The following is a 13,882-nucleotide window of genomic DNA, read 5'->3' on the forward strand; positions in this document are numbered from 1 at the left end:
TCAAGATTGCGAAAACAAAGCGCGCACTCTAACCGCTGTGCTCTACCGGACGCCAGCCATGGCGCTGAATATCCACACGATTGTTCAGGACGGTGATGCCTTCCATGCGTAAACGCGCCCGCTGTTCATCACCCGATGGACTGCCCACCGGCAGGCTGATTCGCCCGCCGGCGCCCAATACACGGTGCCAAGGCAGTTTGGTGTCGCCGGGCAATTGACTCAAGGTTCGCCCGACCCAGCGGGCAGCGCGTCCCAACCCGGCAAGGTCAGCCAATTGACCATAGCTGACGACCTTGCCTTCGGGCACTTGAGCGAGGGTCGAGTAGAGCGCCGTGCGTCGGATTTGCGCTTCGCTCTCGCCATCGTGGTTCGGGTCTGTCACGTACGCGGTTCCTGAAAAGGAGCTTATGGATGGCTTAAGCGTAATCCCTCATCGGTCAATTGAGAAATGAACTCAATAGAAATAGTCCGGTCAGTCCTTGTCATGGTCTTATTCCTACGGATAATGCCGTTCTTTTTCGCAAACTTGAGCCCCCGACTCGCTTATGTTTTCCAGAACCTTGCTGTGCCTTGCTGTTTTCAGTGCGTCCACGCCCCTGCTTGCCGACACCGTCTGGTTGAAGAACGGTGACAAGTTGAGCGGCAAAATTACCGTGTTCGATGGCGGCAAACTGTTGGTTCAGACCCAGTACGCCGGCGCTGTCTCGATCGACTGGAAAGAGGTCAAGACCCTGGAAAGTGACCAGGAATTGCTGGTCAAGCAGGATGCCTATAATGGCGAGAAAGCCAAATCGTTGACCGCTGCCGATGACGGCAAGGTCACGCTGGCCAACGGTGAAGCGCCGAAAACCGTAGAGCTGGCGAGCATCCAGCAAATCCTCAAGCCGAAACCGGTGGTCGAGGATCTGGTGTGGAAGGGTAATGTCGATCTGGCGCTGGATTATCAGCGCGCAGAAAAAGACACCGACGATTACGACGTCGGCTTCAAGACTACGGCGCGCCACGGTCGCTGGCGGCACACCGCCGAGGGTGAATACAACCGCGAAGTGCAGGATGAAGTGACTACCACCGACAACTGGCGCGCCGAGTACGCACTCGACCGCTTCCTGACGGATAAGTGGTTCTGGCAAGGGCGCCTGAATTACAAGCGCGACCACGTTGAAGAGTTGGCCCGTCAGCGAGTCGTCGGTACAGGTCCGGGTTACCAGTTTTGGGATGACGAATTGGGTGCGTTCTCGCTCGGCTCGCTGTTGAACCGTACCGACTATGAATACAAAGATGGCAGCAAGGACAACTTCTATTCCGTTGCGATGAAGTGGGACTACAACCGCTACCTGATCGGCAAGAAGGTCGAGTTCTTCACCAATGGCGAAGTCGGCAAGCCATTGTCCGGTGTGGCGGACTACGCGCTGGATGCTGAATTGGGCCTGCGCTACAAGGTCACCGACTGGGCGTCGCTGAATCTGAAAGCCGAGCGGGACATCATCAGCGGCACCAACGATGCCGATTTGAACAAAACCCGTTACACCGCAGGGTTTGGCGTGGCCTGGTAAGGCCGGTAGCGGCTTCAATAAAAAACGCAGCCTGATCAGGCTGCGTTTTTTTTAGCGCCTTAAAAACAGACGCCCACAAAAAAGCCCCGCTTTGAGGGCGGGGCTCTTTTCTAAAGAAGCTACAAGTTAGATAACTTGTACTTCTTCAGCTTGCATGCCTTTCTGACCGCGGGTAGCGATGAAAGAAACCTGTTGGCCTTCTTTCAGGCTTTTGAAGCCGTCGGATTGGATAGCTTTGAAGTGAACGAACAGATCGTCACCGGATTGTGGGGTGATGAAGCCGAAGCCTTTTTCATCGTTGAACCACTTAACGGTACCGGTTTGGCGATTAGACATGGTGTAACTCCTTGAACAAAGATAACTGCGACTCAGGAAGAACCCTGGCCGAGACTGAGTGCAAAGAGCAGGAAAAATTCTTGTAGATGGTTGGATCGAAATTCAACATATCGTGTAGAGATTCTCAGTGACACAAGCAACACAGTGACGCCACCTTAACCCTTTTTCCGAGAAGTGCCAATGCTTCTTGCGAAGGTTTCTCTGTTTTCGGGATCGGCGGTGTGACGGTTCGTCGCCAAAGCCCGTATTTCATGGGTGTTCGGCGAGAATTGCAGCGCGCACTTTGAACCCGGCGGCGCGACCGGTAAGATGCCGGACAGAATTTTTCCACCTCGCTATTCAGGACACCCGCCATGAGCATCAAATCGGACAAGTGGATTCGCCGCATGGCGCAGGAACACGGCATGATCGAACCGTTCGTCGAGCGCCAGGTGCGCGGCAGCGACGACAGCCGGGTGATCTCCTACGGTGTGTCGAGCTACGGCTACGACGTGCGTTGCACCAACCACTTCAAGGTGTTCACCAACATCAATTCGGCCATTGTCGACCCGAAAAACTTCGACGCCGGCAGCTTCGTCGACATCCATAGCGACGTGTGCATCATTCCGCCGAACTCCTTCGCCCTGGCCAGCACCGTCGAATATTTCCGTATTCCGCGCAATGTACTGACCATCTGCCTGGGCAAAAGCACCTACGCACGTTGCGGCATCATCGTTAACGTCACTCCGCTTGAGCCTGAGTGGGAAGGTCACGTGACTCTTGAGTTCTCCAACACCACCAACCTGCCGGCGAAAATCTACGCCAACGAAGGCGTGGCGCAGATGCTGTTCCTCGAATCCGACGAGGAATGTGAAGTTTCCTACAAGGATCGCGGCGGCAAGTACCAGGGCCAGCGTGGCGTAACTCTGCCGCGTACCTGATTCGCCCATCCGGCAATTGTCGGGAATTCTTTGGCGGGCAGACACTCTATGGGGTGTACTGCCCGTTTTTGCGTCTGCTGAAACGGGCCTTCGCCGAGGAGTGCCCTATGAAGATCGATCCGCATATCAGTGCCGAACTGGCAAGTCTTGAACCCAATCAGATTGGCGTTTTAGCCTGGTCCTTGTTGGCACACCCGCCCATCAGCATGGCCGGCGGAATTCCTGGCCAGCCTGATCCCGATACCCCCAATGAACAACCGACCGAGCCGGGCGAGCCGACCCTTCCCGACGAGCCACCACCGGCGCCAGTTGCCTGATCCCGATGGGAAATGAATGGCCAGTCAGTTGAAGTCCGGCAAGACTTCAACTGACTGGCCATATTTCGTTGTCACCAATGACAAAGATCCTACATGACTCGTCGCGCTCGACCGGATAGCCGCCGGTGAAGGCTCCGAATGCCGGCATCACACTGATGCGTTCACCCAGCCTGAAGCATGCGAGGCGCAAACTCTGCCGCCCCTTGCCATGCAGCCGATAAACCGGGTGCACATGCCCGGCCAGCACGTGCCTTTCGGGATGGGGATCGGGTTCATGCTGCAAGGCGAACGGCCCGAGCAGCAACGGTTCCGGCACCACGCGGATGTTCAGCGACGCCGGTGGGTCGCCTGCGCGTTTGTCGTGATTGCCGCGAATCAGCGTCATCGGCAGATCCGCGTGGCGTGACCGCCATTCAGCCAACGCGCTTAAAGTGCCCGCTGCATGCGAGCCAGGCCCATGCAGGAAGTCGCCTAGAAATATCAGTTGTCGGCAGGGCAGTTTCGCCAGCAGCCGATCAATCACCGCGACATTGCTCGCCGTCGTGCCTTGCGGGACGGGTTGCCCGAGGCTGCGATAGGCAGCCGCCTTGCCGAAATGCACGTCGGCGATCAGCAGCGCCTGTTGTTCCGGCCAATACAGGGCTTTCTCCGGCAGCAGCCAGAGTTCCTCGCCAGCCAGACGCACCGGGTAGGGCGCGTTCATGTGCGCTTGCCCTTGTCTGCGGATTTCTCCAGATCACCGACCATCCGTCTTATCCGGTCAGCAAGTTTTTCCGAACTCATGCTCTCGCGCATGCGTTCCACCAGTAGCGGAAACCCCAAGGGTGTAGGACGTTTGATCTGATGTACCTCTAGTGTCATCTGATTGATGTGCGCCAGTGTCTGTTCCAGGCGCCGAATATCCAGTTCTTCGCGTAGGACTTCTTCCCCGGCCTGCGCCAGCAGCAGGTTGTCGGCGTCATATTGTTTGAACACTTCAAAGAACAAGCCGCTGGAGGCCTGCACTTGCCGGGTATTTTTCGGCGCGCCGGGGTAACCGGCGAACACCAGTCCGGCAATCCGGGCAATTTCCCTAAAGCGTCGCAGCGCCAGTTCGCCGGCGTTGAGGCTGGCCAGGACGTCCCGCAACAGATGATCGGGGCTGAGCAGTTCGGTATCGAGTTGTTGCGACCAGTCCACCGGCGTTGCGCTGAGCAGCTCCAGACCGTAATCGTTTACCGCGATCGAAAATGTCACCGGTTGACGCTGACTGACCCGCCACGCGAGCAGGCTGGCCAGCCCCAAATGCACCTGACGCCCGGCAAACGGATAAAGGAAAAGGTGCCAGCCTTCGCGGGATTTCAGCACCTCGGCCAGTAGGCTGTCGGTGGTGGGCAGGCCAGACCAGCGGGCCTGGGTTTCCAGCAGTGGCCGCAACGCCTGCATTTCCGGCCCAACGAACTCACCCCGCGCGGCGGCGGTAAAGCGCGCCACCACCGCCTCGGCCAACTCGTTGGAGAGCGGCATGCGCCCGCCATTCCAGCGCGGTACGGCGGCTTTTTTCGCGGTGCTGCGTTTGACGTAGGCCGTCATGTTTTCCACGCGCACCAACTCCAGCAAACGTCCGGCGAACAGAAAACCATCACCCGGTTTAAGCCGCGCGATAAAACCTTCCTCGACACTGCCCAATTGTTTGCCACCACCGCCCTTGCTCCAGAATTTCAACTGGATGCTTGCATCGCTGACGATGGTGCCGATGCTCATACGGTGGCGCCGGGCAAGGCGCGCATCGGGCACGCGCCAGACGCCGTGCTCGTCCGGTTCGACTCGGCGGTAATCCGGATAGGCTGTCAGAGACATTCCGCCATGGCGTACGAAAGCCAGCGCCCAGGTCCAATCCTCAGGTGTCAGGTCACGATAAGCCCAAGCACCGCGGACCTCTTCGTACAGCTCGTCGGGTAAGAATCCGCCGCCCAGCGCCATGCTGACCAGATGTTGCACCAGCACATCCAGCGGTTTGTGTGGCGACAGGCGCGGTTCGATGCGCCGTTGCTCCACGGCGTCTTTAGCGGCAGCCGCTTCGATCAACTCGAGGCTGTGAGTCGGCACCAACGTCACCCGCGAGGTGCGCCCGGGCGCATGACCCGAACGTCCGGCGCGCTGCATCAGGCGCGCGACACCTTTGGCCGAACCGATTTGCAGCACACGCTCCACCGGCAGGAAATCCACCCCTAGGTCGAGACTCGACGTACACACGACGGCTTTAAGCTGACCGTCCTTCAACGCCTGTTCGACCCAATCGCGGGTGTCACGGGACAGCGAGCTGTGATGCAAGGCGATCAGCCCGGCCCAGTCCGGGCGCGCCTCAAGCAACGCCTGATACCAGATTTCCGACTGCGCCCGGGTGTTGGTGAACACCAGGCTACTGGCGCAGGCATCGAGTTCGGTGACCACCTGCGGCAGCATCTTCAGACCGATGTGCCCGGCCCATGGAAAGCGTTCGATAGTCGGTGGGAGCAGGGTGTCGACCTCCAGGGACTTTTCGCTCTGGCCCTGAACGCTAATGCCTCCGCCCTGTGGGATCAGCACCTGTTCGGCGTGGGATTGATTACCGAGCGTCGCGGAGACGCCCCAGACGATCAAGTCGGGTTGCCAATGGCGCAGACGGGCGAGGGCCAGTTGCAACTGCACACCGCGTTTGTTGCCAAGCAATTCGTGCCATTCGTCCACCACGATCATGCGCAGGGTCGACAGCGCTGTGCGCGCATCGGCGCGAGCGAGCAGCAGGGTCAGGCTTTCCGGGGTGGTGATCAGCGCAGTTGGCAGGCGTCGACTCTGGCGCGCGCGTTCGCTGCTGTTGGTGTCACCGGTGCGCAGGCCGATGCTCCACGGGATCTGCAAATCATCGACAGGGGTTTGCAAGGCGCGCGCGGTGTCGGCGGCGAGGGCGCGCATGGGCGTGATCCACAACACAGTCAGTGGTTCGGCCGGCGGTTTGCGTTTACGCGATGTTTCTACGATTGGCGCGGATTTGGCGAAACGATTGAGTGCGGCAAACCACACCGCATAGGTTTTACCGGCGCCGGTGCTGGCGTGCAGCAATCCAGACTCGCCATTTTTGACGGCGGCCCATACCTGTTTCTGAAAAGCGAACGGCTTCCAGCCGCGAGCGCTGAACCAGGTTTTTGCGAGGTCGGGGGATTTCGCCATGCCTGCTGCGCGCGCTCTGGAGGTGTTCTTCCAATGACCGCAGTGCCCGCTAACAAGTTTAATTTCGTCAGTAGATGAATATCCTTGTGGGAGCGAGCCTGCTCGCGAAGACGTTGTCACATTCAACATCATCGTTGACTGACCGACCGCTTTCGCGAGCAGGCTCGGCCCCACAGGTTTTATGTGTGCAGGTTACTTGAGGTTGCCGCTGAGGAACTGCCGCAGGCGTTCGCTCTTCGGATTGCCGAGTACCTCTTCAGGCGCGCCTTCCTCTTCGACCAGCCCTTGGTGCAGAAACAACACCTGGCTGGAGACTTTGCGCGCGAAGCTCATTTCGTGAGTCACCATGATCATCGTCCGGCCTTCCTCGGCCAGGCCCTGAATCACGCGCAACACTTCACCCACCAGTTCCGGGTCCAGCGCCGACGTCGGTTCATCGAACAGCATCACCTCCGGCTCCATCGCCAACGCGCGGGCAATCGCCACGCGTTGCTGCTGACCGCCGGAGAGAAACGCCGGGTACTGATCTGCCACGCGGGCCGGCAGACCGACTTTGTCCAGATAGCGCCGGGCGCGATCCTCGGCTTCCTGTTTACTGCAACCCAGCACCCGGCGCGGGGCCATGGTGATGTTTTCCAGCACGGTCATGTGGCTCCACAGGTTGAAATGCTGGAATACCATCGCCAGTCGCGTGCGCAGGCGTTGCAGTTCGTCCGGGTCGGCGACGTGCATGCCGTGGCGGTCGTTGACCATGCGGATCGTTTGGCCATCCAGGCTCATGGCGCCGTCGTTGGGTTGTTCGAGAAAATTGATACAGCGCAAAAAGGTGCTTTTACCCGAGCCGCTGGCGCCGATCAGGCTGATCACGTCGCCGGTCTTGGCCTTGAGCGAAACGCCTTTGAGCACCTGATGGTCGCCATAGCTTTTGTGCAGGCCTTCAACGGTCAGTTTGTACATGGGACAGACATCCTCAAGGCGAAAGTAAGTAGCCGCTGCGATAGGCTTCGGCGCCCGCGACGTGGGCGATCACCATGCCGGCGGTGGCCATGCGCCGCAGCGAGCGGGCATACATCAGGCCGGCCGTGGTGCAATGAACAGGCGTGACCCGGTTGTTGATCGGATCGATGATTTCGGCAATCTGTTGCCCGGCCTCCAGGTATTGCCCCGCCGTGGCGGTGTAGACCAGTAAGCCGCCGACCGGCGTAGTCACCGGTTCCACCCCGGCCAGCGGCGTGGCAGGGAAGGCCAAGGGCGGCTGTGGTCGGGTCTCGCCGACGATCGCATCGAACTGGATCAGATAATCGATCAATGCCTGACAGTCGCGGCTGGCCATCGGGTGATTGACATCGCCCTGGCCGCGCAACTCGACGGTCACCGAGAAACTGCCCAACGGAATCTCGAAGTGTTCGCCGAAACGCTCCTTGAGTTGCCACCACAGCAGCGTGAAACATTCATCGAACGACTGCCCGCCGGAATCGGTGGCCAACAGACTGGCCTGCGACTCGATGTAACGCGCCAGCGGCTCGACCTGCGGCCACGCTTCGGGCGTGGTGTAGAGGTGAACCACCGATTCGAAATCGCAATGCAGGTCCAGCACCATGTCCGCGTCGCAGGCCAGCCGTTGCAGGGTCAGGCGCTGGGATTGCAGTTGCGTGCTGGCGGTCTGACGGGCGAGGGCGTTGCGCAGGCTGGCACGGATCAGTTCGAGATTACCCTGCGGGTCATCGCCGAGCTTGCCCTCGATGTCGTTGCCGATTTCTTCGCTCAGATCGACAAACCAGCGATTGAAGTTCTGCCCGCTCTCCAGTTCGTAGCGGCCCAGCGGCACGTCCATCAGCACTTGCTCGAGGCCGACCGGGTTGGCCACCGGCACCAGCACGATTTCGCTGCGCAGGCGCCCGGCGGCTTCCAGCTCAGCCAAGCGCTGCTTGAGGTGCCAGGCCACTAGCATGCCGGGCAATTCATCGGCGTGCAGCGACGACTGGATGTAGATCTTGCCTTTGGCCTGCTGCGGGCCGAAGTGGAAGCTGTGGATCTGTCGTGCGGTCCCCGGCAGTGGGGCCAGCAGGTCATGGATCTGGTGTCGCATTACAAGGTTCCTAGTGAGTCGGCCCGAGGAAGGCCAGCCATCGGCGTTCGGCGAGGCGGAACAGGCCGACCAGCGCAAAGGTAATGGCCAGGTAGATCAGCGCGGCAATGCCGAACGATTGAAAGGTCAGGAAGGTCGCCGAGTTGGCGTCCCGGGCGACTTTCAGGATGTCGGGGATGGTCGCGGTGAAGGCCACGGTGGTCGAGTGCAGCATCAGGATCACTTCGTTGCTGTAGTAAGGCAACGAACGGCGTAAGGCCGAAGGCATGATCACGTAGGCATACAGCTTCCAGCCCGTCAGACCGTAAGCCTTGGCCGCTTCGACTTCGCCGTGGTTCATGCTGCGGATCGCCCCGGCGAAAATCTCCGTGGTGTAGGCACAGGTGTTCAGGGCAAAGGCGAGGATCGTGCAGTTCATCGCATCGCGAAAGAAACTGTCGAGAATCGGCTGCGCGCGCACGGCGGCGAGGCTGTAGATGCCGGTGTAGCAAATCAGCAGTTGGATATACAGCGGCGTACCGCGGAACAGGTAGGTGTAGAACTGCACCGGCCAGCGCACGTAAAAGTGCGACGACACACGGGCAATCGACAACGGTATGGACACGAGGAAGCCGAAGAAAATCGAGGCGCTGAGCAGCCACATCGTCATCGCCAGCCCGGTGATGTTATTGCCGTCGGTATAAAGGAAGGCTTTCCAGTATTCCTGCAAGAGTTCGATCATCGTACGGCCTCCCGGGCACCGGCGGCGTAGCGGCGTTCGAGCCAGCGCAGGATGATGTTCGAGGCACTGGTGATCAGCAGATAGATCAACGCGGCGAGAACCAGGAAGTAAAACAGTTGATAGGTGCTTTTACCGGCGTCTTGCGCGGCTTTGACCAGATCGGCCAGACCGATGATCGACACCAGCGCGGTGGCCTTGAGCATCACCATCCAGTTGTTGCCGATGCCTGGCAGGGCGAAGCGCATCATTTGCGGGAACACCACGAAGCGAAAGCGCTGGCCGCGTTTGAGGCCATATGCCGTGGCGGCTTCAACCTGACCGCGCGGCACCGAGAGGATCGCGCCACGGAAAGTTTCGGTGAAGTACGCACCGTAAATGAAGCCCAGGGTCAGCACCCCGGCACTGAACGGGTCGATCTCGATGTATTCCCATTCCATGTAATCGGTGAGCGAGGTCAGCCAGGTTTGCAGGCTGTAGAAGATCAACAGCATCAGCACCAGATCCGGCACCCCGCGAATCAACGTGGTGTAGACCTGGGCAGGCAGGCGCACCATTTTGACTTTTGACAGCTTGGCACTGGCGCCGAGCAGGCCGAGCAACACGGCCACCAGCAGCGACAACGCCGATAATTTGATGGTCATCCAGGTGCCTTCCAGCAGCAACGGGCCGAAACCCTTGAGGCTGAAGGCGGATAGCCCCAGATTTTGCAGGAGGTTTTCGAACATAAATCAGCAACCTGAGCGGATGGAAAAGGCGCCCATCGAGGATGGGCGCCGGGGCATTATTTGCCGCTGTACAGATTCAGATCGCCAAAGTGTTTCTTCTGGATGGTGGCGTAGGTGCCATCATCGTGTAACGCTTTGATACCTTTATCCAAAAGCGCTTTCAGCTCAGTGTTACCTTTCTTAATACCGACAGCGGTTTTGGCCGGCAGCAATTCACTATCGACCGGCTTGCTGACTTCATAGTCGACGCCCTTTGGCGACTTCAAGAAGCCCAATTCGGCTTGCAGCATGTCCTGGATGCCGGCGTCGAGACGGCCGGACGTCAGGTCGGAATACACCTGATCCTGGTTCTGGTAGGCCTGGGTTTTCACGCCGGCCTTGTCCAGCACGGCTTTGGCGTAGGCTTCCTGAATGGTGCCTTGCTCGTAGCCGACGGTTTTTCCTTTCAAAGACGCAACGTCTGCGGTGATACCCGAGCCTTTCTTGAACACGTAAGCGGTCGGGCCGGAGAACAGCTCGCTGGAGAAGTCGATGACTTTTTCGCGGGCTGGGGTCACGGTCATCGACGAGATCACACCGTCGAATTTATTGGCTTTGAGGCCCGGAATCATGCCGTCGAAGTCACTTTCGACCCACTTGCACTTGACCTTCAGTTCGGCGCAGATCGCGTTACCCAGGTCGATGTCGAAGCCCACCAGGTTGCCGTCGGCCGCTTTCGACTCAAACGGTGCATACGAAGGGTCAACGCCAAAGCGCAGCTCTTTGTATTCCTTGGCCAGCGCGGAGCCAGCGGCCATGCACAACGCCAGTGCAGAAAGGGTCAGCAATGCTTTTTTCATTATTCAATCCCTAAGAACCAATATGAGCGCTTGTGGCGCAGAATTATTGTTACTGGAACGCGTACGACCTATAGAAAGTAGCAATTTCCGAACCAGAGTCCCGAACAAGCGTTTTAAAAGGTGGGGATTGGTAGATGAGGAGGGGATTGATGCACGGAAACGGGCGTCGTAAAAACCTTGCACCATTTCAGTTCGATGTTGGGATTTCGCGGGCGCTGCATTCCCTGTGGTGAGGGGATTTATCCCCGATGGGTTGCGAAGCAGCCCCCAGCATTCATCAGGGAGAATTGCATGCTCAGGTTTTGCGACTGCTGCGCAGCCGATCGGGGATAAATCCCCTCGCCACAGGTAGTCATTCAATTCAAATGATCAGTGTCCCGGGAAAGGGGGTCAGGCAAGGAGGTTTTGTAGCGTGGCCAGGCTGTCCGCCTCATCGACAGTCTTGTCCTGCCGCCAGCGCAGCATCCGCGGGAAACGCACGGCAATCCCGCTCTTGTGCCGCCGTGACAGGGCGATGCCTTCGAAGCCCAGTTCGAACACCAGGCTCGGCTTGACACTGCTGACAGGGCCGAACTTTTCCACAGTGGTCTTGCGCACGATGCTGTCGACCTGGCGCATTTCCTCGTCAGTCAGACCCGAATAGGCTTTGGCGAACGGCACCAGCGCACGCTCGCTGGAATCGGGCGGGCCATCCCAAACGGCGAAGGTGTAATCGCTGTACAGACTGGCGCGACGGCCATGCCCGCGTTGCGCGTAAATCAATACGGCATCGACGCTGAACGGATCGACCTTCCACTTCCACCAAACGCCCATATCTTTGGTGCGACCGACTCCGTACAGCGAGTCGCGGGCCTTGAGCATCATGCCCTCGACGCCCAGGCGTCGGGAGGCTTCGCGCTGGCGAGCGAGGTCGAACCAATCCGTACCGGTCAGCACCGGGGAAGCCAGCAGCACCGGACTGTTGCAGCGGGCGATGACGTCTTCCAACTGCGCGCGCCGCTTGGCCTGCGGCTCGTTGCGCCAGTCTTCGCCCTGCCATTCCAGCAAGTCGTAGGCGAGCACCACCACCGGTACTTCTTCGAGGATTTTCTTGTCGAGGGTTTTGCGGCCGATCCGTTGTTGCAGCAGGGCGAACGGTTGCACCGCTGGCGGTTCCGGCGACTGCGGATCAAAGGCGTCTTCAGTCAGTGGGTGGGTGCTTTTCCACACCACGATTTCACCGTCGATCACCGTGCCATCGGGCAAACCGTGCACCAGTACATCAAGTTCGGGGAAGCGCTCGGTGACCAGTTCTTCACCCCGTGACCACACCCACAATTTCCCGTCACGCTTGACCACCTGCGCGCGGATGCCATCCCACTTCCACTCCACCTGCCAATTGCTTGCAGGGCCGATCAATGCTTCGAACTCTTCGACCGGTTGTGCCAAGGCGTGCGCGAGGAAAAACGGGTACGGCTGGCCGCCGCGCTGGGCATGCTCGTCAGCAGACTCTGGCGCAATCAACTTCAGATAGCTGGCGGCGTTCGGCCGGTTGGACAGGTCGGTGTAGCCCACCAGACGCTGGGCCACGCGCTTGCTGTCGAGCCCGGCCATCGAGGCCAGTGCCCGGGTGACCAACAGTTTCGACACACCGACGCGAAAGCTGCCGGTGATTAGCTTGATACACAGCATCAGGCTTGGTCGATCCAGCAGCGCCCAAAGTGCTGGCAGTTGCCGTGACAGGAACTCCGGTGTTTCACCGCGCAATGGCAGCAGTCTGTCCTCGATCCATTCAGCCAGGCCGGCGTCGGAGCTGTGCGGATTTTCCGGCAGCACCAGCGAAATGGTTTCCGCCAGATCGCCGACCGCTTGATAGCTTTCCTCGAACAGCCATGGCGTCAGCCCGGACACCTCGACTGCCAGTTCACGCAGGATCCGCACCGGCACCAGTTGCCGTGGCCGACCACCGGACAAAAAGTACACCGCCCATGCCGCATCCTGCGGTTCGGCCTGAGCGAAATAAGCCTGCATCGCTGCCAGTTTGGCGTTGCTGGACGTGGTGGCGTCGAGTTCTGCGTACAACTCGGCGAAGGCCTTCATACTTGCATCTCGGCGACGGTCGGTGCAGAGGCGATGTTTTCTTCTTCGTCATCGCCGTATTCAGTGTTGAAGCCTTTGGCATCGAGGCCTTGTTCGCGCAGATGCCGCACGAGCACGCCGATCGAGCCGTGGGTGACCATCACTCGTTCGGCGCCGGTCTGGTTGATCGCCCAAAGCAGACCCGGCCAGTCGGCGTGATCGGACAGCACGAAACCGCGATCGACCCCGCGCCGCCGGCGGGTGCCGCGCAAACGCATCCAGCCGCTGGCGAACCCGTCGCTGAAGTCGCCGAACCGCCGCATCCAGGTGCTGCCCCCTGCCGATGGCGGGGCGATGACCAAGGCCTGGCGCATGATCGGATCGCTTTTTTTCACGTCACCGGCGTAGATCGTCGGCGGCAGATACACCCCTGCTTCGCGATAAACCCGGTTCAACGGCTCGACCGCGCCGTGACTGAGGATCGGGCCGAGGGTTTCGTCGATGCCGTGGAGAATGCGCTGAGCCTTGCCGAACGAGTAACAGAACAACACGCTGGCCTTGCCCACGGCGATATTGGCTTTCCACCACTCGTTGATCTCGCTGAACACCTGCGCTTGCGGCTGCCAGCGGTAGATCGGCAGGCCGAACGTCGATTCGGTGATAAAGGTGTGGCAGCGCACCGGTTCGAACGGTGCGCAGGTGCCGTCCGGCTCGATCTTGTAATCGCCTGAGGCAACCCAGACTTCGCCGCCGTATTCCACACGCACCTGGGCCGAACCGAGCACGTGCCCGGCTGGATGGAAACTCAGGGTGACGCCATGGTGGGTGAGGCGTTGGCCGTAGGCGAGGGTTTGCAGGTTGATGTCCTGACCCAGACGCGCGCGCAGAATCCCTTCGCTGGCGCTGCTGGCCAGATAATGCTGATTGCCGGTGCGGGCGTGATCGCCATGGGCATGTGTAATCACCGAACGCTCCACCGGCCGCCACGGATCGATATAAAAATCCCCGGCGGGGCAGTACAAACCTTCGGGGCGGGCGATAACAAGGTCCATGTCGTTACCAGAAATGGGGGGCTTGTTAGCTATGAGGTTTGGGCGGGGTCAGAAGTTCTATGGATTTTTTGCGGAGGGATAGA

14 protein-coding genes are annotated in these 13,882 nt (G+C 59.6%); 3 read left to right on the forward strand and 11 right to left on the reverse strand.

What is annotated here, in order from left to right:
- Positions 1-28 precede the first annotated feature (28 nt).
- Positions 29-382 (reverse strand): MGMT family protein, encoded by a 354-nt coding sequence (locus ACA069_RS06195; RefSeq protein WP_187679487.1) that lies wholly within the window; start codon positions 380-382, stop codon positions 29-31.
- 163 nt (positions 383-545) lie between these two features.
- On the opposite strand from ACA069_RS06195, the gene ACA069_RS06200 reads away from it, so the two are divergent.
- Complete coding sequence (locus ACA069_RS06200) at positions 546-1,553, forward strand: DUF481 domain-containing protein (RefSeq protein WP_187679486.1); 1,008 nt, start codon at positions 546-548, stop codon at positions 1,551-1,553.
- A gap of 126 nt (positions 1,554-1,679) precedes the next feature.
- On the opposite strand, the gene ACA069_RS06205 is transcribed toward ACA069_RS06200, so the two are convergent.
- Positions 1,680-1,889 carry a cold-shock protein gene (locus tag ACA069_RS06205; RefSeq protein WP_002554837.1) on the reverse strand — a complete coding sequence of 70 codons (210 nt, stop codon included), beginning with the start codon at positions 1,887-1,889 and terminating at the stop codon, positions 1,680-1,682.
- Between the two features lie 353 nt (positions 1,890-2,242).
- Between ACA069_RS06205 and dcd the strand changes: the two genes are divergently transcribed.
- Together dcd and ACA069_RS06215 are read left to right on the forward strand one after the other, a co-directional pair.
- Complete coding sequence (dcd, locus tag ACA069_RS06210) at positions 2,243-2,809, forward strand: dCTP deaminase (RefSeq protein ID WP_007904652.1); 567 nt, start codon at positions 2,243-2,245, stop codon at positions 2,807-2,809.
- Between the two features lie 107 nt (positions 2,810-2,916).
- Complete coding sequence (locus ACA069_RS06215) at positions 2,917-3,126, forward strand: hypothetical protein (protein WP_497616732.1); 210 nt, start codon at positions 2,917-2,919, stop codon at positions 3,124-3,126.
- 46 nt (positions 3,127-3,172) lie between these two features.
- On the opposite strand, the gene pdeM is transcribed toward ACA069_RS06215, so the two are convergent.
- The 9 genes from pdeM to ACA069_RS06260 all read right to left on the reverse strand — a co-directional run bounded on the left by pdeM (position 3,173) and on the right by ACA069_RS06260 (position 13,799).
- Positions 3,173-3,829, reverse strand: coding sequence for a ligase-associated DNA damage response endonuclease PdeM (gene pdeM / locus ACA069_RS06220; RefSeq protein WP_187679485.1), 657 nt, complete (start codon positions 3,827-3,829; stop codon positions 3,173-3,175).
- A complete protein-coding gene (locus ACA069_RS06225) occupies positions 3,826-6,315 on the reverse strand; it encodes a ligase-associated DNA damage response DEXH box helicase (RefSeq protein WP_497616733.1) in 2,490 nt (829 codons plus the stop codon). The genes pdeM and ACA069_RS06225 overlap by 4 nt, the downstream gene beginning before the upstream one ends.
- A gap of 192 nt (positions 6,316-6,507) precedes the next feature.
- On the reverse strand, positions 6,508-7,272 hold the full coding sequence (locus ACA069_RS06230) for an ABC transporter ATP-binding protein (RefSeq protein ID WP_497616734.1): 765 nt from the start codon (positions 7,270-7,272) through the stop codon (positions 6,508-6,510).
- 13 nt (positions 7,273-7,285) lie between these two features.
- Positions 7,286-8,404, reverse strand: a complete 1,119-nt coding sequence (locus ACA069_RS06235; protein WP_497616735.1) for a succinylglutamate desuccinylase/aspartoacylase family protein — start codon at positions 8,402-8,404, stop codon at positions 7,286-7,288.
- Positions 8,405-8,414: 10 nt separating this feature from the next.
- Positions 8,415-9,125, reverse strand: coding sequence for an ABC transporter permease (locus ACA069_RS06240; RefSeq protein ID WP_305441743.1), 711 nt, complete (start codon positions 9,123-9,125; stop codon positions 8,415-8,417).
- Positions 9,122-9,850, reverse strand: coding sequence for an ABC transporter permease (locus ACA069_RS06245; RefSeq protein ID WP_187679480.1), 729 nt, complete (start codon positions 9,848-9,850; stop codon positions 9,122-9,124). The genes ACA069_RS06240 and ACA069_RS06245 overlap by 4 nt, the downstream gene beginning before the upstream one ends.
- A 56-nt stretch (positions 9,851-9,906) precedes the next feature.
- On the reverse strand, positions 9,907-10,689 hold the full coding sequence (locus ACA069_RS06250; protein ID WP_187679479.1) for a transporter substrate-binding domain-containing protein: 783 nt from the start codon (positions 10,687-10,689) through the stop codon (positions 9,907-9,909).
- A gap of 390 nt (positions 10,690-11,079) precedes the next feature.
- The gene (locus tag ACA069_RS06255; protein WP_497616737.1) at positions 11,080-12,768 is read right to left on the reverse strand and encodes an ATP-dependent DNA ligase; all 1,689 of its coding nucleotides are present in this window, start codon (positions 12,766-12,768) and stop codon (positions 11,080-11,082) included.
- Positions 12,765-13,799: a ligase-associated DNA damage response exonuclease gene (locus ACA069_RS06260; RefSeq protein WP_497616738.1), complete on the reverse strand. Its 1,035-nt coding sequence runs from the start codon at positions 13,797-13,799 to the stop codon at positions 12,765-12,767. Before ACA069_RS06260 ends, ACA069_RS06255 begins: the two co-directional genes overlap by 4 nt.
- Positions 13,800-13,882: the final 83 nt, after the last annotated feature.

Source organism: Pseudomonas sp. LBUM1652 (assembly GCF_059716105.1).